Below are 22297 nucleotides of genomic sequence, written 5' to 3'. Positions count from 1 at the left end.
GATGGACGAGACGGCGCTCTACGACGCGCGCATCGAACTCGTCGACTACGCCATCGACACGTTCTGGGACGCGCCCCGCGAGACGTTCGTGTCGAACCTGCTGTCCGGAGAGGTTCGGACGCCGGGCGAGGCGGTCAGCCCCGACCTCGACGAGGGGTTCGCCGGGCTGGAGCGGTTCGTCGAGGCAAACCAGGGCCGGGACGCCGAGGCGGTCCGTGACGAACTCGCGACCGAGTACACCCGGGTCTTCGTCGGCCCGCGCCCGCCCGTCCTGGCCCACGAGACGTACTACCGGGAGGACAGGGACTTCCTGGGCGAGGGGCTCGCGGAGGTGTCGGCGAGCTACGCCGCCGCGGGGTGGTCGCCGCCCGAGGCGTACCCCGAGGAGGACGACCACCTCGCGGTCGAACTGGCGTTCCTGCGCCACCTCGTCGACCGCCAGCGAAGGGGCGACGAGGAGACGTTCGGCTACGAGCGGGTGTTCTTAGACGAGCACCTCCTCCACTGGATCGACGCCTTCGCCGACGACGTGCTGGCGGAGACCGACGAGCCGTTCTACCGGGCCGGCGCGAAGGTGGTCGCCGGCCTGGTCGAGTTCGAGGACGAACTGGTCGCCCAGATGGTGTGACCGACGAGCGCAAGCGCGTCCGCTACTCGGTGCCGGTCAGCAGCACCGCGCCGAACAGCGCCAGGACGGAGGCTCCCGAGAGGGCGAGCGCGAGTGGCGTCGCGGTCGCGATCGCCTGCTCCATCCGGAAGTACCACCGCCAGGTCTGCTGGGTCTCGGCGACCGCCGCGACCAGGCCGACGCCGGCGACCACGACAAGCAGCGCGCCGACGAGGACGAGGGGCGCGACCTGCATCAGGCGCCTGAGGCTCGGCCGCCGGACCGGGAGGTCCCGCGGGTCAGGCATCCGACCACCGCCTCCGGGCCGCGACGAACAGGCCGAACAGCGGGACGAGCGCCGCGAGCAGGTACTGGACGAACAGGCCGACGAAGCTCAGGGTCGATTCGAGGTGGATGGCCCAGTGCCACGTCCCCTTCACCTCGGCGATGATGGCGATGGTCCCGATGACGAGCAGCGACAGGCCGAGCAGCGCGGTCAGCGCGTACACCGACCCCCGGAGCAGGCCGAGGGCGCGGCGGCGGTACGGCCGGTCGGTGTCGGAGCGGTCGGTCGCGGCCCGGTCGGGCCGCGGGTCGCGCGTGCGGTGGTCTCCCTGCATGTGCTACCCCCAGTAGGTCCGGTAGGCGTCGTAGACGACGAGGCCGAAGACGGCCGCGCCGACCGCGAGCACCGCGCTCGCGGTGTCGGCGGCCAGCGGGAGGCTCATCCCGGCCCCGCCGTGGAGCGGGCCGATTGCGAGCACTACTGGTGCTATGGGGGTGCGTCACAATAAACGCTTGCGGCTCCATTGAACACCGTCGCGTCCCGTAGGCGGTCGGACGCGTCGGGAGCAATGCTTTTGCCCGTCGCCGCGCTAGCCACGTCGATTACCACGATGGGGCTACGACGCCGCCTGCTCGGGAAGCTCGCGGGCGCGGCGGTCGCCGGGGGGCTCGCGGGGTGTTCGCAGTTCCGGCCCGGGGACGACGGGTCGGCGAACCTCGACCTGCCCTCGAACCCGAACGACGTGCCGGCCAGACAGCACGCGTGGAACGACGTCTCGCGGCGCGACGCGCACGGTAACCCCCTGCTGCCCCGTCATCACCGCGTGCTGCTGCTCGACCTCGCGGAGTCGCCCTCGGTCGAGGCCGCCGAGCGCGTCGAGCGCGCGATGCGGGGCCTAGAGTCGGCCTACGACTGGTCGTCGGACGGGCTGCTCCACTCGCTGGCCTGGGGCACGAGCTACTTCGAGCGCGTCGGCGAGCTCGACGCCTCGCCGATTCGGAAGCCGAAGGTCCTCTCGCGGACCGACGACCCCGACCTGCTCGACTTCGACGCCGCGCTGGTGCTGGCCGGCGACGCCGCCTCGCACCTGCAGGCGGCCGAGGCCGCGATGTTCGGGAGTCGGGGGTCGCTCGCCGGCACCTCGGTCGACGCGCGCCTCGGCGACGTCTTCGACGTGTCGGCGCGCCGGACCGGGTTCCGCGGGGCCGGCCTCCCGGTCGCACACACCGACGCCGAGGGCATCCCCGAGAACCCGCCGCTCTCGGAGGGCGACCGGATGTTCATGGGCTTCCGGTCGGGGTTCCGCGGGACACAGGCGAGCGAGGACCGGGCGACCATCGGCTCGGGCGCGTACGCCGGCGGGACGACGATGCACCTCAGCCACCTCCGGCAGTCGCTGGGCGAGTGGTTCGAGGCGTTCGACGCGGACGAGCGCGTCGCCCGGATGTTCTCCCCGGAGTTCTCGCCCGCCGACGTGGAGGGATTCACCGACGACGTCCCCTTCAGCGACGAGGTGACCCGTCACGCCCGCGAGTTCGACGTCGTCGGCCACCAGGAGAAGGTGGCCCAGACCCGGAAGGACGGCGAACCGCTGCTGCTCCGCCGGGACTTCAACACCGTCGACGGGGGCCACGCAGGAGTCCACTTCCTCTCGCTCCAGAAGTCGCTGTCGGCGTTCGAGCGCACCCGGAAGGCGATGAACGGCTGGTACGTCCGCGACGACAGCCCGGAGATCACCGACCGGGAGAACAACGGCATCCTCAACTTCGTGAGCGTCCGGTCGCGGGCCAACTTCTACGTGCCCCCGCGCGAGGAGCGGGCGTTCCCGCAGCTGTGATCCTCTGAGAGGCGGGGTCGGTACACGGTCCGGACCGCGTCTGAAAAGGTGGAAGAACGGGGCCTCCGAAAGTCGCAGTCCGGCTACTCGACCCTCGCGTCCGTGATCTCCAGGTGGAAGATCCGGTCGACGTCCCACAGGTCGTTCTCCCCGAACCCCGTTCTCCCGTACACGATGTCCCCCTGTGGGTCCTCGACGATGCGGTCGTTCCCGCGGACCTCCGCGCCGGTGTCGCCCTCACCGGGAATCGGGGCGGCGTTCGGGGCGGTGAACTTGTAATCGATCTCGAGGTGGTCCGCGCCCCATATCGCGAACTCCCCCCAGTTCTGGGCGTTCCGATCGGGGTCGACCGGAGTCCGCCGACTGCGCTCCGACGACGTCCGAGCGGTGGCCACGCCCACGACCGGCAGCACTGCGGTTACGCTACCGAGACTCTTCAGGACCTCGCGTCGATTGGAGCTCTCCCCGCCGTTTCTTGCCATGTGTTATCACTCCGCAATGGAAGGGCGACGGCGTCCGGCATAAGTGCCCTTCATCGTTCGCTTACGTATTCACTTCCGACAAGTGTCTTCACCGTCGAAGCGGTCGCTACGTCGCTGACGGCCCCACCGTGCGACGGCTCCGATTACGCGTCGTCCAGCGTCGAGAGGCCCTCTTTCAGCTCCGCGGGGAACTGGATCTCGCCGTCGACTTCGGCGGCGTTCACCTCGTGGGGTCCGATGCCGTGGTCCCAGAGCTCGTGACCGCCGTACTCCTCGAGGCCGAGGTCCGGTCGCCATCCGACGTCCCTGTGCGCCATGCGTTAGCTCACGACGAGGAGGGACTTAGGCGTTCCCCCGGGGCGAACAGTTATGGTGGCGGAGATGACACTATCGCCCGTGCTCTCTCGCCTGGTCGCGTGGCTACGCTCCTGCGGGGAGTCGGCGGGCGGCGAGGACGACGCCGACCCGGACGAGGCCGACGGCACCGTCTGGGACGCCATCCCCTCGTGGCAGTACGGGGGCCTCCACGTCGAGTCCGGCGGCGCCACCCGCGACGAGCAGGAGCGGGCGCTCGGCGACGTCCGGCGGCAGGCCGAGGCGATGGACGCGGTCGACGACGACCGGCGGTGAGCCCTCGTCACTCCGACCGCGAGCCGCGGTCCGTCAGCCGCGCCCGGCGGTCACTCCGGCGGCGCGTTCGGCGGCCGGACCGCGTCGTCCTCGCGGAACGCGCCCGAGAACAGGTCGACGTGGAGCGCGAGGACGTCGGCCTCGTCGAGCCCGGTCTCGGCGGCCTGCGCGGCCAGCAGCTCGTCGAGCTCCTCGCTCGGCTCGTGGCGGACGGTCCGGCCCTCGACCGCGAACTCAACCTCGGTCGCGCCCGACGCGAGGTGTTCGATCTCCAGCAGCGCCTGCTCGACCTTGGTCTCGACCGCGTCCTCGCGGTCCATCAGCCGGTCGTCGCCCCACTCCTCGGCCGCCTCGACGAAGCGGTCGCCCACCGCGAACTCCAGGGTCAGAACGACACCCCCGTTCCCTCGTCGGTGAAGGCGGTCTCCCAGGTGGTCTCGGCCTCGCAGACCGGGCACCGCCGGCGCAGCGCCCGGCCGTGGGCGTCGGCGAAGTCGGCCAGCTGGCCGCACGCCGCGCACTCGTAGTAGGTCATCGCTCGGTCCGTGCGCCGCCCTCCCGCGGCGGGAACGTGTCGGGCGTCGGCGACGACTCCGTGAGCGCGCTGTACAGCGTGACCAGCAGGCCGACCAGGATCAGCATGACCAGCAGACCGACCAGTCCGCCGAGCCACGTGTACCCGACGTCGCCCCCGCCGGTCCAGAACGACGGTATCGCGTCGAACACCCGGAACAGGTTTAGTCCGATCCACGCGCCGAAGAGCAGGACGCCGGCCAGCAGTACCGGCGACTGACGTCCCGCGGTTCGTAAGCTCATGTGACTCCCCCGTGGGCAGCGTTACCACGCCACGGACCAAAAAACTACTCCGCGACGTCGCCGGTTCCGTCCCGGTCCGCAACGCCGTCGGTCCCGTTCGCGGCGTCGTCGGTCCCGTCTGCCGGGTCGCCCGCCTCGCGCGCGGAATCGCCGGTCTCGCCCGCAGCGCCGTCGACCCGCTCCGGCCCGTCCCCGTCAAGTTCCCACCCGGCCTTCTCGGCGGCCTCCGCGAGCGGGACGAACTCCCAGTCGGCCCGCCCGGCGATGTCCTCGTCCTCACCTTCGATCCCGACCACGACCATGCGCTCGGCGTAGAACATCGAGTGGCGGTCGACGGCCGCGAGGCGCTCGCCCGGGCCGCGCGCGCTCCCGTTGAAGAAGTCGAGGTCGACGTTGCGGTCGCGCTGGAACTTGTTGAGGACGTGGGCCGGCACCCGGCCGACCACGCCGACCCAGTCGGCCCACCCCGCTGCGTCGGCCGCGGCCGCCCCGAAGTCCCCGAGGCGGGTCGCGGCCCGGTAGGTGAACGCCAGGGTCATGTCGTCCGCGCCGCCGCCGTGGGGGCCCGCCGCCTCGGGTTCGGTGGCGTCGGACCCGGCAGCGGCGTCGCCCGCGTCACTGGCCGCGCCTTCATCGGCGGTCGCGCCGCTCCCGCCGTCGACGCCCGCGCCCGTGCCGGCGCCGCCGGACTCCACCGGGATGCCCGCCGGCCGGTCCTCGTTCTCGCGGGGGACGCGGGGGACGGGACCGGACGCGGGGTCCGTCGGGTCCAGTCGCGCGCCCGACGAGTCGGCCGTCGCGGTCGCCGATTCCGCCGACCCGTCGGTGGCGTCGTCGGTCGCTTCCGAGTCGCTTCGCGCGTCGGTCGAGGCTGTCCGTTGCCGGTCGGGGTCGCCCTCCCCGCGCCAGAACCAGTCGCCGGGGTTGGGGCCGTCCGCCTCGTCGTCGTCCGCGCCGCATTCGTCGAGGTCGATTCGGTCTGTCATGGTGGGTGCGTCGTGCGGGACGCTATCGCGTGACAGTATCGACGCTGACCGGGTTAAGGCTATCCCCGTCTAGAAATCACGCTCGGAGCACACCGGAACGCACCGGATCGCGACGACGGATTACTGCCCGGACTGCGGTAATACTTGATAGTTTTGGCTCTGGAGTGCGACAATATCTATTTCCGACGGTTCATAGTACGGTGGTCCGCCATATGACTAATGATAACGAGGGACACGAAACGGGATGGTATCGTCGGAGCTTCATGAAAGGAGCACTGGCCGCGGGCGCAGTCGCGGGCGTCCCTGCTGCAGCTGCGCGCGACGAGCGAGTGTCGACCGGCGACGGCCCCGGCCAGGAACTGCCCGACCCGGAGGCCCGTATCACGGGTTCCGAACGCGTCTCGACGCGCGACTTCCACGAGGAGAACTACGAGATCGTCCACGTCCACCGCCGCAAGGAGGCGATCAGGACCCTCCTGAACGACCCGGCGGTCAACGAGGTCGCACGGGGGTGGATCGCCCACTTCATCGGGTACGAACCGCTGTCGAACCACCTCGACTCCATCAGCGTCCAGGGGCCGACGGACTACACCGTCGAGGGCGGTCACGACACCGGGCGGTTCGAGATCACGGCGAAGAACCGACAGACGATATACGGACTCGTGGACCGCCGCCGCAACGAACTGGTCGCGCTCCAGATCAACGACCCCATCGACGTCTCGTGGGTCGAGGAGTACGACGAGCAGGCGAGCCGCCGGACCCAGACCATGCTCGACGATCCGGACGTCGCGGACTTCCTGGCGGGGAAGGACTGGTGGCCGATGGAGAAGGTCGCCGAGAGCATCACCGCGTGGAAGGACACGCCCCACGGATCGGTCTCCATCGTCATCCTCTACGCGGTCGACGGGGACAGCGTCGAGGTAGCGTCCGGCTACGTCGACGTCACCGACCCGGGGAATCCGGAACTGGTGGACGTCCACTTCGTCGAGGACTTCACGCGGTACCCAGTCCAGCAGATGGCCCGCCAGATCTCGCCCGACAGCGGGACGCTGCTGGGAATCCTGCCGCGGGTCCCCCGGGAGAAGCGGCCGCTCAAGACGGCCAACGACGGGTTCCACCGGTTCGAGCTCGTGCCGGAGCGGACGTTCGAGCAGGACGGCTGGGGCATCGAGTGGGAGCCGCCCGTGACGATGGGCGTGACCTTCACGGGCCGGTACCGGGGCAAGCCGGTCTTCCAGAGCATGAACGCCATGGCGACGCCCACCGGCTACGGCCTCCCGCCTCGGGAGGGCCGGAGCTCGCTCGACTGGTTCTTCCCGGACCACGAGCCCGTCTTCAACGGACACCACCTGTTCTGGGACATCCACAGCGTTCCGTTCGGGGGGCCGGGTCACCTCGGGAAGATAGACTACCCCGGGCGCAGGGGCCATCCGTCGGGGTTCCAGTTCCGGACCCACTACCACACCGGGGCGCAGGGTCGCGGGAGCACCGACTTCCACTCGGGCGCGCAGTTCGGCCCCTACAACTACAACATCTCCTACGAGTTCTTCGCGGACGGTCGGCTCGTCCCGATCTGGCGGCGCCACGGCCCCGGATACGTGGTCGAATCCCTCCGCAACTACGGCGTCCCCGACGACTGGGAGGGCGAGGAGCCCGTCGTCCAGCAGTACCTCCACCTGACGGCGCTCGACGTCACGCCGGGGACGACCGATGGGGTCCGGACCCGGCTCTTCGACGGCGACGAGTGGCGCACGCCCGAGACCGAGTTCTACCACCAGGGCGAACCGGGCCAGAAGGTCCGCTTCTCGAACCCCGGCGGGACCGAGGCGATAGACGTCCCGCTGGACCGCGACCTCGAGATCGTCGTGGTCAGGCGCCGGCCCGGGGACATCGGCCCGGCGAAGTCCCAGAAGACGCGGGTGGAGGACATCGAGGCGGAACTCGCGTTCTACCACCCGGCGCAGTACGCCGACGGCGACGCGATACAGGACCAGCGCGTCATCGCCTGGCTCGTCATGGAGGCCTCGATGGACGAGGTGCCCCACCCCGCCGGCGTGTCGGGCTACGTCGCGCAGGCTGAGCTGCAGCTCAAGGGATACGGGGACTGAATCCGGTCGGGTCGGACCGCGCCCCTGTCGCTCTCCGGGATGTCGGGCCCGGATGTCGCGGAACCTGCCCGGATGTCGCGGCACCCGTCGTCACCGCGCGCGAGGGGTCAGCGTTTTTACCCGTGCCCACGTGTCTCGAACCGAGATGGCGCTCGACGACGAGAACCCGACCAGGCAGGTCCTCGGCGCGATAGCGGGAGGCGTCGCCGGGATGGCCGCGATGTCGATCGCGTTCGCGCTGCTGGAGGTCGAGACCCGGTACGAGGTGGGCATCTTCGCCGGTATCGCCCGGTTCGTCATGATGCCGGGCAACCTCACGCTGGGCTTCCTCGTGTTCGTCCTGTTCGGAGCGGTCGTCTGGCCCGTGCTGTTCGTGCTCGCCGAGGAGTACGTCCCGGGCGGCCCCGACCCGGGCCGGCGCGGGCTGGCGTTCGCGACCCTGCTCTGGGTGCTGTTCATGCTCACCGGCGTCGGCGACGTGACCGGCGCGACCCTGCTGATCTACGCCAGCCTGACCCTGGTCGGCCACCTCGCCTACGGGTTCATCCTCGGCGCGGTGTACGGTCACGTCAGGCCCGACTTCTCGCTGGCCGAGGTCCGGGAGGCCCGGAACCCCCGGTGACGGGCCCGGAGTCGGTCGGCCCGTCGGTCGGGTAGCGTAGCCCGTGGCGCGTCCTCGGGAGCGGCGATCGGCGGTAGCCCGTAGAGATACAAAGGTCGGAGTTGAATCTTGCCGCGACTCGTCATGTGGACGTATCTCCTGGGACTTCTCGGTGCCGCGCTCGTGCTCGTCGCCGCCGGACTCGCGCTCCGCAGAGCCGGCGGCTACCGGGTCGTGACCGACGGCGGCCTGCTCACCGACCGGGGGTCGAGCTACGGCAAGGCGTTCGGGCTCTCCCGGTGGCTCACGACCGTCGACCACAAGGACATCGGCCTCCTGTACATCGCGCTCGGCGTCGTGGCGGGGCTGTGGGGCGGCGTCGACGCGATGATGATACGGACCGAACTGGTGACGCCGCCGACCGACGTGTGGGACGTCGAGACGTACAACGAGCTGTTCACGACCCACGGCATCACGATGCTGTTCCTGTTCGTCACGCCCGTGTTCACGGGCATCGCCAACTACTTCGTCCCGCTGCTGATCGACGCCGACGACATGGCGTTCCCCCGGATCAACGCCATCGCGTTCTGGCTGCTGCCCCCGTCGCTCGTGTTCATCCGGGCCGGTCTCGTGACCGAGGTGCTGGCGAAGGTCCTCGAGGCCTTCGGCGTGGTGGTGGAGGCGCTGTTCGCGCTCGAACCGCCCGGCATCGGGTGGACGATGTACACCCCGATGTCGATCGAGGTGACGAACCCCCAGGTCGACGTGTTCCTGCTGGGACTGCACCTCTCGGGCATCGCCACGACGATGGGGGCGATCAACATCATCGCGACCATCTTCACCGAGCGCGGCGACGACGTCGGCTGGGAGAACCTCGACATCCTCTCGTGGGCGCTGCTGACCATGTCGGGGCTCATCCTGTTCTCGTTCCCGGTCCTGGGCAGCGTCCTGGTCATGATGCTGCTGGACCGCAACTTCGCCACCACGTTCTTCGCGACCCCCGGCGGCGGGCCGATCCTGTACCAGCACCTGTTCTGGTTCTTCGGCCACCCCGAGGTGTACATCATCGTGCTCCCGGCGTTCGGGCTGATAAGCTTCATGCTGCCCCGACTCGTCGGCCGCCGGCTGTTCGGGTTCAAGTTCCTGGTCTACTCGACGCTGGCCATCGGTGTCCTGAGCTTCGGCGTCTGGGCCCACCACATGTTCGCGCTGGGGATCGACCCCCGCGTCCGGGGGAGCTTCATGGCGGTGTCCATCGCCATCGCGGTGCCGAGCGCGGTCAAGGTGTTCAACTGGATCGCGACCCTCTGGTACAGCCGCATCCGGTTCTCGGCGCCCGCCATCTTCCTGCTCGGGGGGATCGGCATCTTCGTCGTCGGCGGCGTGACGGGCGTCTTCCTCGCGTCGGTCCCGGTCGACCTGCTCGTCCACGGGACCTACTACGTGGTCGGCCACTTCCACCTCATCCTGATGGGCATCATCCCGTTCACCATGTTCGCGGCCAGCTACTACTGGTACCCGCTGCTCACCGGCCGGATGTACGACCGGCGGCTGGCCCGGGCCCAGGCGGTCCTCACCGTCGTCGGCGGGTTCGTCGCGTTCGTCCCGATGCTGGTCGTCGGCGCCGAGGGGCTGCCCCGGCGCTACGCCCAGTACCCGCCGGAGTTCGCGCTGCTCAACCAGGTCTCGACGCTCGGCGCGTACGCCATCGGCGCGGGGGTCGTCATCTGGGTGTACAACGTCTTCCAGTCGCTCCGGGTCGGGCCGACGGTCGAGGACGCCGACGTGTGGAACCTCAAGGAGACCGGGCAGTTCAGCCGCGAGTGGCAGTGGTTCGAGCGCCGACTCGAGCGGCGCCGGGGCGGGTCGAGCGACGACGACTGAGACGGCCCGGGGTCGACCGACCCCCTTTTTGGCGAACCTAAAAGTTCAAATACGCCCCGACACAACTGCCGAGCAGCATGAACACGGACGTCGCACGCGTCGGTTCCGACGCTCCGCCGGACGCCGACGGGTACACCTTCGACGACGTGAGCGTCGTGATGGGCACCTACAACGAGGAGGCCGCGGTGGGGACGGTGCTCGACGACATCGAGCGCGTCACCGACGGCCGGGCCGAGGTGGTCTGCGTCGACGGGTCCTCGGACCGGACGCCCGAGATCGCCCGCGAGCGGGGCGCCCGAGTGATCGAGCAGGAGCCCCGGGGGTACGGCGTTGCGGTCCGGGAGGCGGTGCTGACCCCCGACCGGCCGGTGGTCGTGACGACCGACTGCGACGACACCTACCCGATGGAGCAGCTCCCCGAGTTCCTCGACTGGATAAACCGGGGCTACGACGTGGTGAGCGGCGACCGGCTCTACTGGGGCGCCGAGGCGATGCCGGACCTCAACCGCCGGGGGAACCGCGCGTTCGCCGCGCTCGCGAGCCTGCTGACCGGTCGACGCGTCCGGGACACCACCACCGGGATGCGGGCGTACCGCCGCGGGGTGGTCGAGGACATCGCGTGGACCGAGAACACCGGACTGTCGGCGGAGCTGCTGATCCGCCCGCTGATGCGGGGCTACGACGTCCGCGAGATTCCCATCGAGTACGACGAGCGCGCCGGCGAGACCAAGCTCGACCCGTTCGCCGGCGGCGCGGCCATCGCCAAGTCCATCGTGAAGGTCGCGCTGGAGGAACGACGGCGGCGGTGACTGCCCCTCTGGATGGCGAGCGGCGCGTCCCGCCGCGGGACGCTCGCCCGGAGCGGCGCCCCCAGAGTTAATCCGGCCAGCGCCGTATCCCGGGGTATGCCAGCCGACATTCCCGGCATCCACCACGTCACGGCCATCGCCAGCGACCCCGGCGAGAACCTCTCGTTCTACACCCGGACGCTCGGCCTCCGGCTCGTCAAGCGGAGCGTGAACCAGGACGACGTGTCGGTCTACCACCTGTTCTACGGCGACTACTCCGGCTCGCCGGGGACCAGCATGACGTTCTTCCCGTACGAGGGCGCCCGGCAGGGTCGGATCGGTACCGGGCAGGTCGCCACGACCGCGTTCCTGATTCCGGCCGACGCGGTCGACTACTGGGTCGACCGCCTGGCCGAGGAGGGCGTCGACGCCGACGACCCCCGCGAGCGGTTCGGCGACACCGTGATCCCGTTCCGGGACCCCGACGGCCTCCAGCTCGAACTGGTGGCGCTCGAGGACGCCCCCGAGGGCAACATGCCGACGGGACCGGTGCCCGAGGAGCACGCCATCCGCGGGTTCTTCGGGGTGACGCTCTCGCTGGCGTCCGCGGAACCGACCGCCGACCTCCTGGAGGCGATGGGGTTCGACGAGACCGAGCGCGAGCGCACCCGCCGCCGGTTCGAGGCGTCGGGCGACCTGGGGTACGTCGTCGACGTCCTGGAGGACCCGCAGGCCGCGCGCGGCCAGCCCGGGGCGGGCACCGTCCACCACGTCGCGTTCCAGGTCACCGACGAGGACCAGGCGGCGTGGCGCGACGTGCTGATGGACCACGGGCTCCGGCCGACCGAGATCATCGACCGGAAGTGGTTCAAGTCGGTGTACGCCCGGACGCAGGGCGGCGTCCTCTTCGAACTGGCCACCAAGTCGCCGGGGTACACGGTCGACGAGGACCTCGACGAGCTCGGCGAGCGCCTCGTCCTCCCGGAGTGGCTGGAGGACCGCCGCGACGAGATCGAGGCGGGGCTGGCGGACCTGCCGACGCCGGAATCGGCGGAGTAGCGACTCGTCCGAACCTTCAAGTGCGAAGCCGGGACGAACACCGGCCGGACGCCCCGCGCGGTCGCCCGAGAACCGTCGAGAGCGCGACCGCCAGTCCGAGTAGCCCGCCGGGGCCGAGCCTCGAATCGACGACCACCAGCCGAAACGGGAGACCAACCCCGCAGTCAGAGGTGTCGCGCCACCAGGTCGCCGTGCTCGCACTCCTCGGGCACCGACTCGAACCACGTCGCGGCCTCGATCTCGTCGTCGTCTGCGCCGAGGTCGCCAGGATCGGCGAGCCGGTCGAGTTCCGTCATCCGCGCGGGAGTTCTCCGGAGTCTCACTTCCCGGTTTCGACGCGCGCGACGCCGCGGCGCTGCGAACCGGTCGAAGCGGTCGCGTTCCCGTCCGCCGGCTCCGCCGCGGCCGGCGACGGCGTCGCGCGGAGCGACGTCTCCATCCCCAACTCCGCTGGCACCGCGCCGGCCACGTAGGCGGCCGCGCCGTTGCAGTTGGCCGGGACGACGCAGACCTCCCGGACGGGCGAGAGCGCGGCGACCGACCCGTTCGCCCGCCGGACCGGCAGTTCGAGCCGGTAGGAGAACCCGCCCGCGGTCCGGCCCACGAACACCTGGACGACGACGGTGTCCTCGCGGGCGACCGGGACCGACGCGTTCTCGCCGACTAGAGTGACGTTCGACCCGGCGAGTCGGGCCGTGCCGTTCGCCACGCGGAGCGACACCGAGAGGTTCGACGGCGTGCCCTCGAACGCGTAGTAGGCCGCCTCGTCGCCGGTCGAGAGCCGGGCCGACACGTCGGTTGCGTAGTCGGGAATCGCGAGCGTCGCGTTCGCAGTCACGCGCTCGCCCCGCACGACGTGAACGCGGTGGAGCGCCGGCTCGACAGGGTCGCCGGAGGCGGGCGCCCACTCGCCGCGGTAGACGTACCGGTAGTACGTCCGGTTGGGGTACGCCGCGACAACGCCGAGGTCGTCCGGTCCGTCCGAGACGGCGTACACCGTCTCGCCGTCGAAGCCGGGGTCGTTCCGGAGGTGCTGGAACGGGTGGTTGAGCCAGTCGCCGTACGGCGTCGGCAGGAACACCACCGCGTCCGAGAGCTGGCGGTCCTCGAACGGCTGGTACGCCTGCCGGTACTCGGCGGTGATGTCGGCGTTCTCCGCGACGGTCGGGCCGAGCACGCCCGCGGTCGCCGCCGCGAGCAGGAGCGCGCCGACCAGCGCGACGGCGACAGTCACGCGGTCAGCGCGATTGGGATTCCCGGCGGAGTCGTCGCCGAGCCCCCGGGCCGAGATCGAGCGCACGCGTTCGAGCGTCAGGAGCGCACCGCGGGCCGCGAACGCGGCGGTCGGCACGAGCAGGTCGAAGTGGTAGTACGGGCCGAGCGTGGCGACCAGCCCGTCGTCGGACGCCGACAGGTCGCCGAGCACGTTGAGGTTCCCCCAGAAGTAGACGTTGCCCGCGACCACCGTCACGAACAGCCCGGCCAGCACCGCCCGGGCCTGGGCGTCGGTGAAGTCGGGCGTCCGGTCCGGGTCGACGCGTCGGAGGAAGGCCCCGACCCCGACCGCCGCGAGCAGCGTCCCGACCGGGCCGCCGACCACCCACTCGGTGAACAGCAGCCGGACCACCTCCGCGTTCGCCCGGAGCGCCAGCGCCGGGGTGTAGGTCCGCTCGTAGCCGAGCAGCTGGCGGTGGCCGAAGCCCAGGCCGTCCTCGGGCGCGAACGCCTGGTAGGGGAACGTCAGGGCCGACCCCGTCATCGCGGCGTTGTAGGCCAACGCGGCCGCCACGCCGGCCAGGCCGCCGAGCGCGGTCAGCGAGAGCCGGGTCAGGCGGTCCGCGGACGGGGCGGTCCACAGCGCGTACAGCGCGTGGACGACGAACGGAGTCGCGAACAGGACCGCGGTGTAGGGCCGGGCGAAGAACGCCGCGCCGACGGCGAGGCCGGCCAGCAGCGCGTAGCCGCGGGTCCTGCGTCTACTCGTCCCCTCGGCCTCGGCGCGCGCCGACCTGAAGTACGCGAACGCGAACAGCAGGTTCCAGAACGTCGTCGGCGCGTACGGGAGGAACACCGACGAGTCGATCAGGAACAGCGGGGAGGCCAGCAGCAGCGCGCCCGCCAGCAGGCCGGTCCGGCGGTCGAACGCCTCGCTGGCGACGGCCGCGGTCAGCGCCACGTTCCCGGCGGCGATCAGCGCCAGCGAGAGCCGGAACCCCCCGAGTAGCTTCCCGACCGCGAACATCGCTGCCGGCACCGGGGCGTACTTCGGGTAGAGCCGCCCGCCGTCCCGGACGAAGAACCACGGTCGCAGCGACTCCGGGACCGGCGGGTACAGCGAGAGCTGGCCGTCCAGCAGCATCGCGGCCTGCTGGAGGTAGACCCCCTCGTCGTGGTTGACGGTGTGGTACGGGAACAGTTCGGCGGCGACGAGGAAGACGACGGCGCCGGCGAGCACCGCGAGCGCGCCGGCGAGCAGTCGGAAGCGGCGGCGGTCCATCGCGGTCAGACCGACGACCCCGAGACCCGGTCGGCCAGCGATTCGGCGTCGCCGTCCGCCTCGGGCGGGTACCACGCCAGCGTGTGGTCGGCGTCGAGCTCCACCCGGACCGGTTCGCCGACGTCGAGCTCCTCGGCGTGGTTGTGCTGGCAGTGGACCACGTCGCCGTTGTCGAGCTCGACCCGGTAGACGAACGACGGGCCGGTGTACTGGCGCTGGCGGATGTAGCCGTCGGCCTCCGACTCGTCGACGACGGTCGCCCGGAGGTCGTCGGGCCGGACCAGCACGTCGAGGTCGGTGCCCGCGTAGTCGTCGGTCAGCCCGTCGAGACGCTGGGGCGCGAAGGTGCCGATGGGCGTGACGACAGAGCCCTCCTCGTGCCACGCCGAGAGGAACCCGGCCTGGCCGAGGAACGAGGCGACGAACCGCGACTCGGGGTGCTCGAACACGCGCTCGGGCCGGCCGATCTGCTCGACCCGGCCGTCGTTCATCACGGCCACGCGGTCGGAGATCGAGAGGGCCTCCTCCTGGTCGTGGGTGACCGAGACCGCGGTGACGCCGGCCTCCTTGAGGATGCGTCGGACCTCCTCGCGCATCTCGACGCGGAGCCGCACGTCGAGGTTCGAGAACGGCTCGTCGAGCAGCAGGATGTCGGGCTCGGGCGCGAGGGACCGCGCCAGCGCGACCCGCTGCTGCTGGCCGCCCGACAGCTCATCGGGCGTGGCGTCGCGGTGGCCCGCGAGGTCCACCAGGTCGAGCAGCTCGGACACCCGCCGGTCGGTTTCCTCGTCGTCGACGTCGGCGAGCCCGAACGCGACGTTCTCGGCCACGGTCAGGTGGGGGAACAGCGCGAAGTCCTGGAAGACCAGCCCGACGTCGCGGTGCTCCGGGGCGACGTGGCGGTCTTCGCCCGAGACGACCTCGCCGCCGAGCCGGACCTCGCCGGCGTCGGGGCGTTCGAGCCCGGCCATCATCCGCAGGGTGGTGGTCTTGCCGCACCCCGACGGGCCGAGCAGGGTGAGCAGTTCGCCCGACCGGACCGACAGCGACAGCGAGTCGACCGCGGTCTCGGCGGCGTACTCCCTGACCACGCCGTCGAGTTCCAGCACCGTCCCGCGGTCGCCGGACTCGCCGCTGTCGCGGCGCGACGCGGTCGCCGTCGCGGTGTCGAAATCGGTACTCCCCATCGATTCGGTGTCGTCGTGTACGGGTTCGCTAGTCATCCGTCCCTCCTTCGCGCCGGACGAGGCCGCCGTCCTGCCTGAGCAGCACCAGCATCGAGAGCGCGGAGACGCCCACGAGCGCGAGCGCCGGCACGGCGGCCTGTCCGTAGTAGCCGGCCTCCTGGACGCGCCAGATGTAGGTGACCAGGGTTTCAAAGCCTGTCGGACGCAGCAGCAGGGTCGCGGGCAGTTCCTTCATCGTGGTGAGGAACACCAGCGCCGCGCCCGCGACCACCCCGGGCGCGATGAGCGGCAGGGTGACCCGGCGGAACGCCTCGCCGGGCGGGCGGCCGAGCGTCCGGGCCGCCTCGACGAGCTCGGCGTCGACCTGCAGCACCGACGAGCGGGTGGTCCCGACCGCCTGCGGGAGGAACCGGACGACGTAGGCGAACACCAGCAGCGGGATGGTCTGGTAGAGCGCCGGGACGTACGACGAGCCGAAGTACACCAGCGAGATGCCCAGCACGATGCCGGGGGTGGCGTAGCCGACGTACGTCGCCCGGTCGAACAGCGACGTCAGCGACGACCGGTAGCGGCCCGCGAGGTACGCGACCGGGACCGCCGCGAGCGTGGCGACCGCCGCGGCCAGCGCCGAGACGTACGCCGAGTTGAGTCCGTAGGTCCACTCGAACGCGAAGCCGCCGCCGGCGTACCCGGGGCCGCTGCGCACCAGCCACATCGCCAGCACGCCGAGGGGGACGACCAGCGCGAGCGCCGCGACGAGCGCGCAGAACAGGAGCGCGGGGACCTTCCACGCGCCGAGGGGCGTCGGCGCCGCGCTCCGGCCCCCGCCGGCGTAGCTCCCGCTGTCCCGACCGCCGACGCGGGACTCCAGCGCCACGATGACGGCCGTGACGGCCAGCAGTTCGAGCGACAGCAGCGCGGCGGTGTCCCGGCCGAAGGTGTTGAACTCGACGTAGATGGCCCGGGTGAACACGCCGAAGTGCATGATGGACGGGGTCCCGAAGTCCGAGAGGGTGTAGAGCGCGACCAGCAGCGCGCCCGCCGCGACGCCGGGGGCGATCTGGGGGAGCGTGACGCGCCGGAACGCCGCCCGGCGCGAGTGGTTGAGGGTGCGGGCCGCCTCGACGAGCGTCCCATCGAACGACAGCAGCGCGGCCCGGGTCGTCAGGAAGACGTACGGGTAGACGTACAGCGTGAGGACCAGCGCGGTGCCGCCGAACCCGTATATCTGCGGGATCGACTCGACGCCCAGCGGCGCGAGCGCGTCGGCCAGCGCGCCCCGGGGGCCGAACGCCGAGACGAACGCGAACGCGCCGATGTAGCTCGGCACGACGAGCGGGAGCGCGAGCACGACGGTCCAGAACCGCCGGAACGGGAGGTCGGTCTGGACGGTCAGCACCGCGAGCGGGACGCCGAGCAGCACGCACGCGACCGTCACGGTCGCCACGAGCGCGACGCTGTTGAGCAGGATGTCGACCATCGCCGGCCGGGCGAGCAGCGCGACCGCGGAGTCGACGCCCACGTCGGCGGCCCGGAGCAGTATCCACAGCACCGGCGAGACCACCGCGACCGCGACGGCGGCGCTCGCGAGGGTCGCGCTCACCGGGGGCGAGTCGCCGCGGTCGGCGGTGCCGAGGCCCGCGCGGCGCCCGGCCCGCCGGAGGCGGTCGGCGGCCGACATCTCAGAGCACGCCCACCTCGCGCATCAGCCGCAGCGTGGGTTCGAGGTTCGAGAGCTTCTGGAGGTCGAGCTCGGGCGGGTTGAGCTCGTCGATGGACGGCAGGCCGCCGACCGGCGGGACGCCCGGGATCATGGGGTAGGCGAACGTCGTCGTCGCGAAGAACTCCTGTGCCTCGACGGTGAGCAGGTGGTCGATGAAGTTTGCCGCCAGCTCCTGCTTCTTAGAGCCCTTCAGAATCTCGGCGCCGCTGACGTTGATGAGCGAGGCGGCGTCGTTGCTGGTGAACGCGAGGTCGATGGGCGCGTTCGGGCGGGCGGCCTTCACCCGCAGGGCGTAGTAGTGGTTGGCGAACCCGGCGCCGATTTCGCCGTCGGCGACCGCATTCGAGACCAGGAACTCGTTGGGGTACTCGGTGACGTTCTGCTTGAGCATCCCCCGGAGCCACTGCTTGGTGGGCTTCTCGCCCCGGAGGAGCCGCATCGCGGTGACGAACGACTGGAACGCGCCGTAGGTCGGCGCCCAGCCCATCGACCCCTTCAGGCCGGCGTTCTGGGTGAACTTCGCCACCTTGTTCGGGATGTCCTCGGCCGAGAACTGTTCGGTGTTGTACGGGACGCTGCGAGCGCGACCGGCGACCCCGACCCACTGGTCGTTCGGGTGGAAGTTGTCCGGGACCGGCTCGGTCACCTTCGACGGCAGCTTGGCGGTCAGCCCCTTCTGGGCGACGTAGGCCAGCGAGCCGGCGTCGACCGCCCAGAAGACGTCGGCCGGGCTCGACCCGCCCCGCGACTCCTCGACGATGGTGTTGGCGAGCTGGGCGGTCGGCGCCGACCGGACCTTGGGCTTGAAATCGGGGTAGACCCGTCGGAGCCGGTCGAGCAGGTTGCGGTAGAGCCCGCCCTCGCCGCCGCCGAGGTAGACGTTGAGCGTGCCCGAGAGCGCGGGCAGGTCCTCGATCCGCGTCCCCGAGAGCTCGGGGCGGTCCTCCGCGAGGGTCCCCGACCCCTGGAACAGCTCGACGCCGGTCTCGTTGCCCGAGCCGGTCGTCGTCGCGTTCGTCGTCGTGGTCTGGGTCTGCTGGCTCGACCCGCCGGTACAGCCCGCGAGTCCCGTCGCGGCGGCCGCACTCAGCGCCAGGAACCGGCGCCGAGAGGATGTGTCTCTGGACGTCATCGCTTATTAGATTAGGCCAGCCTAAAACTCTTATAGCTACTGGTTTGTTCCCTCAGTCGTCGGCCGGAGCGAGGTCGGCCTCCAGCGACCGGAGCTCGTCGAGCGCCGCCAGCCAGTCGAGCATGTACTCGCCGACGTAGTTGAGGAAGGCGCCGTTCTCGTACCGCTCGAAGTCGCCCTCGGCGAGCCGGCGGCCCATCGCCTCGAAGACGCCGGCGTAGGAGTCGGCGTCGCCGCCCGCGTCGTCGACGAGCTCCCAGAGGTGCTCGTTGAGTTCGAGGCCGTGCACCTCGTTGGTGAGGTCGCCGAACGTCGAGCGGGGCGCCTTGTTGTGCTCGCACAGCGGCGCGCCGTTGTAGATGGTCTTGCCGAGGACGTCGCAGGCTCGCTTGAGGAACACGCCCGACCAGATGTCGTCGAACCGGCCGACGTCCCACCGGTTGTCGTCCATCGGGAGCTGGTAGAACGCCGGGACCACCTCGCGACGGAACGCCAGGTTCATCGAGCAGACGGTGAGGTAGTTGCCGGGCGCGGCCACGAAGTCGCCGTCGTAGTCGGCCGCTGTCGTGCGGGTCTGGGCCTGGCCCCGCAGGTCGCCGTCCATCAGGATGCGGACCGCGTCGAGGTCCGGGACGTTGGTCCAGAGCCCCTGGGAGGCCACCACGTCCGAGACCTCGACGGTCTCGGTCTCGACGGTCTCGTCCATCGCCGAGTAGGGGTAGCCGCGGGGGTAGAGGCCGTGCTCCTCGAAGTTCTGGTAGAGGACGTTCACCCAGTTCTCGTCGGAGGAGACCGCCTCGATCTCGCCCTCGTAGTCGAGGTTCGCGAGGTGGCGGCCGAAGAAGTCGACGTCGTCGTGGGGCAGCGTGTCGTCGTCGATGAAGACGCCGTAGTCGAAGTCCTCGGCCCAGATGTACAGCAGCCCGAAGCTGGTCTGGGCGTGGCTCGCCGCGGGCACGAGGTGGGCGTACTCTTCGATGCCGCGGTCGTCGTACCACCGCTCCCGGCGGCTCCCGTCGAACACCGCGCCGGAGACGCCCTCGTCGTCGAGCATCGCTCGCATCTCGTCGGTGTCGCAGAAGTCCTCGGTGACCAGCAGGACGTGGAGTCGGTCGACGTCGAAGCCGTGGTCGCGGGCGTTCCGGAGGTAGGCCCGCACGCACTCGTACTCCCGTATCGTCGGGACGACGACGCAGATGTCCTCGCTCGTGGTCATTCGTTGTCCACCCATGATTTAGGCAAACCTAAAAAGTTGTCTATCCGCCGCCGGCAGACGGCAGGGTCGCTCCGGAACCGAGGGCAGACAGTTCACACGGCCCTTTCACCGGATATCGGTCCGTCGCCGAACATCTCCGGAATCGAACTCACGGGGTGCGACGGCGTACAGCCGGTACAGTCATGACCGACAGACAGACCGCGGTCGGCGTCGCACTGCTCGTCCTGGCCGGCGTCCTGCTGACCGGGACGGTCGCGCTCGGCCTGTCCTTCGCCCACGAGGCGGGCGCGATATCGGTCCTCGGACTCGCGGCCGGGGCGGTGCTCGTCGGCACCGCCGAGGACGGACGACCGGTGTGAGCGAGACAGCCGCGACCCGCAGAGCCCTTCCAAGTGCCGGGCCGGCAACCGGAGCTAAGTTCCTCCGCGGTGAGACGCGGGACATGGACGACGACACGCAGCTCTGGGGCGGAGCCGGGCTCATCGTCCTCGGGGCGCTCGTCCTGTTCGCGCCGCTGGTGCTGGACCTGGCGTACACCACGGTGTTGCTGTCGGCGGCGGTGCTCGTGCTGGCGGCGGGGGCGCTGCTCGTCGGCCTCTCGCGGCGGGGCCGAGCGGTCTGAGTCCCAGTAGGGCCGGGCAGCCTGAGTCGCGCCACGGGTCCACACTGCCGAGGCCGGGCGGTTCGAGTCGCGCCGGGTGTCCACATCGGGCGTCGGCCGACCCGCCCGCGGTTCCGGGAGCGGCGGTACAATCAAGTCTCCGCCTAATGATGGTTAAGGTATGTCCGTCGACTACGAGCGCGAGCGCGAGAGCTTCGAGTGGGCGATCCCCGACGACTACAACCTCCCCGCAGTCATCGAGGACCACGCCGACGCGTTCGGCGACCGGCTCGCGATTCGGTTCCGCGACGACGAGGGCGCCGAGGCCGAGCGGACCTACGCCGACCTCCGAGACGACAAGAACCGGTTCGCGAACGCCCTGTCCGACCTCGGCGTCGGCCAGGGCGACCGCGTGATGCACCTGTTCCCCCGCCACCCCGACGCCTTCGCGGTCCAGTTGGGCGCGCTCGCTCGCGGCGCGCTGCTGGTCCCCTGCTCGGCCATGCTCAAGCCCAAGGACCTCTCGTTCCGGGCCAACGACTGCGAGGCCGAGACGATCGTCGTCCACGAGAGCCTGACCGACATGGTCGAGCCGATACTCGACGAGACGCCCCTGGAGCGGGTCGTCGTGATGGACGCGGCGGGCGAGCCCGACGGCGACGGCTGGCACGCCTTCGGCGACCTGATGGACGGGCGGTCGACCGACCACGACGGGCCCGACCTCTCGGCCGAGGACCCCATGTCCATCAACTACACCAGCGGGACGACCGGCCAGCCCAAGCCGGTGCTCCACCGCCACCGGTGGCTCCGGTGCTTCGAGCTCATCAACGCGCCCTACTGGTGGGGCGTCACGAGGGACACCGACTTCTCCGACGAACTGCTGTGGGCGACCACCGGCACCGGCTGGGCCAAGTGGTTCTGGAGCCCGGTCGGCGTGGCGCTGACGACCGGCGCGCCCCAGTTCATCTACGACGGTGAGTTCGAGGCCGAGACGTTCCTCGACCTGATGGCCGAGGAGGGCGTGACGCGGCTCTGCGCCGTCCCGACCCAGTACCGGATGTTCACGCAGGTCGACGACCTCGCGGACTACGACCTCGCGCTGACCGAGGCGGTCTCGGCGGGCGAACCGCTCAACCGCGAGCCCATCCAGGAGTTCGACGAGGCGTTCGGCGTCACGCCTCGGGACGGCTACGGCCAGACCGAGACGGTCGCGCTGGTGACCAACTACCCCGGCATCGACGTCAAGCCCGGCAGCATGGGCAAGCCCGTGCCGGGCATCGACGTCACGCTGCTCGACACCCAGGACGAGGCGGCGGTCGGCCCGGGCGAGACCGGCGAGATCGGCGTCCCGGTCGACAGCCCCGCCATCTTCGACGGCTACTACGAGAAGCCCGACCTCGACGAGGAGACGTTCCACGGCGACTACTACCGGACCGGCGACCTCGCCCGGAAGGACGAGGACGGCTACTTCTTCTTCGAGGGCCGGGCCGACGACATCATCATCTCGTCGGGCTACCGCATCGGCCCGTTCGAGGTCGAGGACGCGCTGGTCGGCCACGACGCGGTCGCGGAGGCCGCGGCGGTCGCCAGCCCACACGAGGAGCGGGGCAACGTCGTGAAGGCGTACATTGTGCTCGCCGACGGCTACGAGGGCGGCGCGGAGCTGACCGAGGAGCTCCAGGCGTACATGAAGGAGGAGACGGCCCCGTACAAGTACCCGCGCCGCATCGAGTACGTCGACGAGCTCCCGACCACGTCCAGCGGGAAGATCCGCCGGATCGAGCTGCGCGAGCAGGAGCAGGCGAAGTTCGGCGAGTGACGGTCGGTCCCGGCGCGGCGCTCCGGCGGACCCCGAAC

The 22297-nt window shown here is 70.7% G+C and carries 26 protein-coding genes; 11 read left to right on the top strand and 15 right to left on the bottom strand.

The genetic code is table 11. The features are described from left to right. The first annotated feature begins 1 nt into the window (after nt 1). Nucleotides 2-628 carry a TorD/DmsD family molecular chaperone gene (locus tag ACQUQF_RS10365; protein ID WP_435178449.1) on the top strand — a complete coding sequence of 209 codons (627 nt, stop codon included), beginning with the start codon at nt 2-4 and terminating at the stop codon, nt 626-628. A gap of 22 nt (nt 629-650) precedes the next feature. Here the strand turns inward: ACQUQF_RS10365 and ACQUQF_RS10360 are convergent, their stop codons facing one another. The 3 genes from ACQUQF_RS10360 to ACQUQF_RS10350 are packed head-to-tail and all read right to left on the bottom strand — an operon-like array spanning nt 651 to nt 1371. Beyond that, entirely contained in the window at nt 651-914 is a 264-nt protein-coding gene (locus tag ACQUQF_RS10360) for a hypothetical protein (RefSeq protein ID WP_435178447.1), read from the bottom strand. Beyond that, nucleotides 907-1227, bottom strand: coding sequence for a hypothetical protein (locus tag ACQUQF_RS10355; RefSeq protein ID WP_435178445.1), 321 nt, complete (start codon nt 1225-1227; stop codon nt 907-909). Before ACQUQF_RS10355 ends, ACQUQF_RS10360 begins: the two co-directional genes overlap by 8 nt. A gap of 3 nt (nt 1228-1230) precedes the next feature. Beyond that, nucleotides 1231-1371 (bottom strand): hypothetical protein, encoded by a 141-nt coding sequence (locus ACQUQF_RS10350; protein WP_435178443.1) that lies wholly within the window; start codon nt 1369-1371, stop codon nt 1231-1233. A gap of 132 nt (nt 1372-1503) precedes the next feature. On the opposite strand from ACQUQF_RS10350, the gene ACQUQF_RS10345 reads away from it, so the two are divergent. Continuing rightward, on the top strand, nt 1504-2730 hold the full coding sequence (locus ACQUQF_RS10345) for a DUF7405 family protein (protein WP_435178441.1): 1227 nt from the start codon (nt 1504-1506) through the stop codon (nt 2728-2730). Between the two features lie 83 nt (nt 2731-2813). Here the strand turns inward: ACQUQF_RS10345 and ACQUQF_RS10340 are convergent, their stop codons facing one another. Continuing rightward, nucleotides 2814-3212: a hypothetical protein gene (locus ACQUQF_RS10340; protein ID WP_435178439.1), complete on the bottom strand. Its 399-nt coding sequence runs from the start codon at nt 3210-3212 to the stop codon at nt 2814-2816. Between the two features lie 143 nt (nt 3213-3355). After that, nucleotides 3356-3529: a hypothetical protein gene (locus ACQUQF_RS10335; RefSeq protein WP_435178437.1), complete on the bottom strand. Its 174-nt coding sequence runs from the start codon at nt 3527-3529 to the stop codon at nt 3356-3358. Nucleotides 3530-3608: 79 nt separating this feature from the next. On the opposite strand from ACQUQF_RS10335, the gene ACQUQF_RS10330 reads away from it, so the two are divergent. Next, nucleotides 3609-3842, top strand: a complete 234-nt coding sequence (locus tag ACQUQF_RS10330) for a hypothetical protein (RefSeq protein WP_435178435.1) — start codon at nt 3609-3611, stop codon at nt 3840-3842. A gap of 50 nt (nt 3843-3892) precedes the next feature. On the opposite strand, the gene ACQUQF_RS10325 is transcribed toward ACQUQF_RS10330, so the two are convergent. The 4 genes from ACQUQF_RS10325 to ACQUQF_RS10310 are packed head-to-tail and all read right to left on the bottom strand — an operon-like array spanning nt 3893 to nt 5644. Beyond that, nucleotides 3893-4231 carry a hypothetical protein gene (locus ACQUQF_RS10325; RefSeq protein WP_435179518.1) on the bottom strand — a complete coding sequence of 113 codons (339 nt, stop codon included), beginning with the start codon at nt 4229-4231 and terminating at the stop codon, nt 3893-3895. Further along, complete coding sequence (locus tag ACQUQF_RS10320; protein WP_435178433.1) at nt 4228-4377, bottom strand: hypothetical protein; 150 nt, start codon at nt 4375-4377, stop codon at nt 4228-4230. Before ACQUQF_RS10320 ends, ACQUQF_RS10325 begins: the two co-directional genes overlap by 4 nt. Further along, complete coding sequence (locus tag ACQUQF_RS10315) at nt 4374-4658, bottom strand: hypothetical protein (protein ID WP_435178432.1); 285 nt, start codon at nt 4656-4658, stop codon at nt 4374-4376. Before ACQUQF_RS10315 ends, ACQUQF_RS10320 begins: the two co-directional genes overlap by 4 nt. A 44-nt stretch (nt 4659-4702) precedes the next feature. Further along, complete coding sequence (locus ACQUQF_RS10310) at nt 4703-5644, bottom strand: DUF7124 domain-containing protein (protein ID WP_435178430.1); 942 nt, start codon at nt 5642-5644, stop codon at nt 4703-4705. Nucleotides 5645-5907: 263 nt separating this feature from the next. Between ACQUQF_RS10310 and ACQUQF_RS10305 the strand changes: the two genes are divergently transcribed. The 5 genes from ACQUQF_RS10305 to ACQUQF_RS10285 all read left to right on the top strand — a co-directional run bounded on the left by ACQUQF_RS10305 (nt 5908) and on the right by ACQUQF_RS10285 (nt 12084). Next, a complete protein-coding gene (locus ACQUQF_RS10305; protein WP_435178428.1) occupies nt 5908-7752 on the top strand; it encodes a hypothetical protein in 1845 nt (614 codons plus the stop codon). Between the two features lie 145 nt (nt 7753-7897). Continuing rightward, nucleotides 7898-8374: a DUF6789 family protein gene (locus ACQUQF_RS10300; protein ID WP_435178426.1), complete on the top strand. Its 477-nt coding sequence runs from the start codon at nt 7898-7900 to the stop codon at nt 8372-8374. A 123-nt stretch (nt 8375-8497) separates the two neighbouring features. Beyond that, entirely contained in the window at nt 8498-10237 is a 1740-nt protein-coding gene (locus ACQUQF_RS10295) for a cbb3-type cytochrome c oxidase subunit I (RefSeq protein WP_435179516.1), read from the top strand. Between the two features lie 77 nt (nt 10238-10314). Further along, nucleotides 10315-11046, top strand: coding sequence for a dolichyl-phosphate hexose transferase (locus ACQUQF_RS10290; protein ID WP_435178424.1), 732 nt, complete (start codon nt 10315-10317; stop codon nt 11044-11046). 96 nt (nt 11047-11142) lie between these two features. Next, nucleotides 11143-12084, top strand: a complete 942-nt coding sequence (locus tag ACQUQF_RS10285; RefSeq protein ID WP_435178422.1) for a ring-cleaving dioxygenase — start codon at nt 11143-11145, stop codon at nt 12082-12084. A gap of 164 nt (nt 12085-12248) precedes the next feature. On the opposite strand, the gene ACQUQF_RS10280 is transcribed toward ACQUQF_RS10285, so the two are convergent. Genes ACQUQF_RS10280 through ACQUQF_RS10255 form a run of 6 tightly spaced genes read right to left on the bottom strand, consistent with a single transcriptional unit; the run spans nt 12249 to nt 19839 of the window. Continuing rightward, a complete protein-coding gene (locus ACQUQF_RS10280; protein WP_435178421.1) occupies nt 12249-12380 on the bottom strand; it encodes a hypothetical protein in 132 nt (43 codons plus the stop codon). A gap of 23 nt (nt 12381-12403) precedes the next feature. Next, nucleotides 12404-14581 carry an ArnT family glycosyltransferase gene (locus ACQUQF_RS10275; protein WP_435178419.1) on the bottom strand — a complete coding sequence of 726 codons (2178 nt, stop codon included), beginning with the start codon at nt 14579-14581 and terminating at the stop codon, nt 12404-12406. A 5-nt stretch (nt 14582-14586) separates the two neighbouring features. Next, the gene (locus ACQUQF_RS10270) at nt 14587-15804 is read right to left on the bottom strand and encodes an ABC transporter ATP-binding protein (protein ID WP_435178417.1); all 1218 of its coding nucleotides are present in this window, start codon (nt 15802-15804) and stop codon (nt 14587-14589) included. Continuing rightward, nucleotides 15797-17449 carry an ABC transporter permease gene (locus ACQUQF_RS10265; protein ID WP_435178415.1) on the bottom strand — a complete coding sequence of 551 codons (1653 nt, stop codon included), beginning with the start codon at nt 17447-17449 and terminating at the stop codon, nt 15797-15799. Before ACQUQF_RS10265 ends, ACQUQF_RS10270 begins: the two co-directional genes overlap by 8 nt. Nucleotide 17450: 1 nt before the next feature. After that, nucleotides 17451-18623 (bottom strand): extracellular solute-binding protein, encoded by a 1173-nt coding sequence (locus ACQUQF_RS10260; RefSeq protein WP_435178413.1) that lies wholly within the window; start codon nt 18621-18623, stop codon nt 17451-17453. A 52-nt stretch (nt 18624-18675) separates the two neighbouring features. Further along, a complete protein-coding gene (locus ACQUQF_RS10255) occupies nt 18676-19839 on the bottom strand; it encodes an alpha-1 4-glucan-protein synthase (protein WP_435178411.1) in 1164 nt (387 codons plus the stop codon). A 182-nt stretch (nt 19840-20021) separates the two neighbouring features. Between ACQUQF_RS10255 and ACQUQF_RS10250 the strand changes: the two genes are divergently transcribed. The 3 genes from ACQUQF_RS10250 to ACQUQF_RS10240 all read left to right on the top strand — a co-directional run bounded on the left by ACQUQF_RS10250 (nt 20022) and on the right by ACQUQF_RS10240 (nt 22259). Further along, entirely contained in the window at nt 20022-20198 is a 177-nt protein-coding gene (locus ACQUQF_RS10250) for a hypothetical protein (RefSeq protein ID WP_435178409.1), read from the top strand. Between the two features lie 83 nt (nt 20199-20281). Further along, nucleotides 20282-20461 (top strand): hypothetical protein, encoded by a 180-nt coding sequence (locus ACQUQF_RS10245; protein ID WP_435178407.1) that lies wholly within the window; start codon nt 20282-20284, stop codon nt 20459-20461. Between the two features lie 160 nt (nt 20462-20621). Then, nucleotides 20622-22259, top strand: a complete 1638-nt coding sequence (locus tag ACQUQF_RS10240; protein ID WP_435178405.1) for an acyl-CoA synthetase — start codon at nt 20622-20624, stop codon at nt 22257-22259. The last annotated feature ends 38 nt before the right edge of the window (nt 22260-22297 follow it).

Source organism: Halorussus sp. AFM4 (genome assembly GCF_051194995.1).
GTDB lineage: Archaea > Halobacteriota > Halobacteria > Halobacteriales > Haladaptataceae > Halorussus.
The sequence above is the reverse complement of the archived record's forward strand: the minus strand, read 5'-3'. Positions and strand labels throughout refer to the sequence as shown.

Excerpts from the sequence above, each read along its gene's own strand:
- ACQUQF_RS10365 (WP_435178449.1), top strand. The coding sequence starts at position 2 with ATGGACGAGACGGCGCTCTACGACGCGCGCATCGAACTCGTCGACTAC.
- ACQUQF_RS10360 (WP_435178447.1), bottom strand. The coding sequence starts at position 914 with ATGCCTGACCCGCGGGACCTCCCGGTCCGGCGGCCGAGCCTCAGGCGC.
- ACQUQF_RS10355 (WP_435178445.1), bottom strand. The coding sequence starts at position 1,227 with ATGCAGGGAGACCACCGCACGCGCGACCCGCGGCCCGACCGGGCCGCG.
- ACQUQF_RS10345 (WP_435178441.1), top strand. The coding sequence starts at position 1,504 with ATGGGGCTACGACGCCGCCTGCTCGGGAAGCTCGCGGGCGCGGCGGTC.
- ACQUQF_RS10340 (WP_435178439.1), bottom strand. The coding sequence starts at position 3,212 with ATGGCAAGAAACGGCGGGGAGAGCTCCAATCGACGCGAGGTCCTGAAG.
- ACQUQF_RS10335 (WP_435178437.1), bottom strand. The coding sequence starts at position 3,529 with ATGGCGCACAGGGACGTCGGATGGCGACCGGACCTCGGCCTCGAGGAG.
- ACQUQF_RS10320 (WP_435178433.1), bottom strand. The coding sequence starts at position 4,377 with ATGACCTACTACGAGTGCGCGGCGTGCGGCCAGCTGGCCGACTTCGCC.
- ACQUQF_RS10315 (WP_435178432.1), bottom strand. The coding sequence starts at position 4,658 with ATGAGCTTACGAACCGCGGGACGTCAGTCGCCGGTACTGCTGGCCGGC.
- ACQUQF_RS10310 (WP_435178430.1), bottom strand. The coding sequence starts at position 5,644 with ATGACAGACCGAATCGACCTCGACGAATGCGGCGCGGACGACGACGAG.
- ACQUQF_RS10305 (WP_435178428.1), top strand. The coding sequence starts at position 5,908 with ATGAAAGGAGCACTGGCCGCGGGCGCAGTCGCGGGCGTCCCTGCTGCA.
- ACQUQF_RS10300 (WP_435178426.1), top strand. The coding sequence starts at position 7,898 with ATGGCGCTCGACGACGAGAACCCGACCAGGCAGGTCCTCGGCGCGATA.
- ACQUQF_RS10295 (WP_435179516.1), top strand. The coding sequence starts at position 8,498 with ATGTGGACGTATCTCCTGGGACTTCTCGGTGCCGCGCTCGTGCTCGTC.
- ACQUQF_RS10290 (WP_435178424.1), top strand. The coding sequence starts at position 10,315 with ATGAACACGGACGTCGCACGCGTCGGTTCCGACGCTCCGCCGGACGCC.
- ACQUQF_RS10285 (WP_435178422.1), top strand. The coding sequence starts at position 11,143 with ATGCCAGCCGACATTCCCGGCATCCACCACGTCACGGCCATCGCCAGC.
- ACQUQF_RS10280 (WP_435178421.1), bottom strand. The coding sequence starts at position 12,380 with ATGACGGAACTCGACCGGCTCGCCGATCCTGGCGACCTCGGCGCAGAC.
- ACQUQF_RS10275 (WP_435178419.1), bottom strand. The coding sequence starts at position 14,581 with ATGGACCGCCGCCGCTTCCGACTGCTCGCCGGCGCGCTCGCGGTGCTC.
- ACQUQF_RS10270 (WP_435178417.1), bottom strand. The coding sequence starts at position 15,804 with ATGACTAGCGAACCCGTACACGACGACACCGAATCGATGGGGAGTACC.
- ACQUQF_RS10265 (WP_435178415.1), bottom strand. The coding sequence starts at position 17,449 with ATGTCGGCCGCCGACCGCCTCCGGCGGGCCGGGCGCCGCGCGGGCCTC.
- ACQUQF_RS10260 (WP_435178413.1), bottom strand. The coding sequence starts at position 18,623 with ATGACGTCCAGAGACACATCCTCTCGGCGCCGGTTCCTGGCGCTGAGT.
- ACQUQF_RS10255 (WP_435178411.1), bottom strand. The coding sequence starts at position 19,839 with ATGACCACGAGCGAGGACATCTGCGTCGTCGTCCCGACGATACGGGAG.
- ACQUQF_RS10250 (WP_435178409.1), top strand. The coding sequence starts at position 20,022 with ATGACCGACAGACAGACCGCGGTCGGCGTCGCACTGCTCGTCCTGGCC.
- ACQUQF_RS10245 (WP_435178407.1), top strand. The coding sequence starts at position 20,282 with ATGGACGACGACACGCAGCTCTGGGGCGGAGCCGGGCTCATCGTCCTC.
- ACQUQF_RS10240 (WP_435178405.1), top strand. The coding sequence starts at position 20,622 with ATGTCCGTCGACTACGAGCGCGAGCGCGAGAGCTTCGAGTGGGCGATC.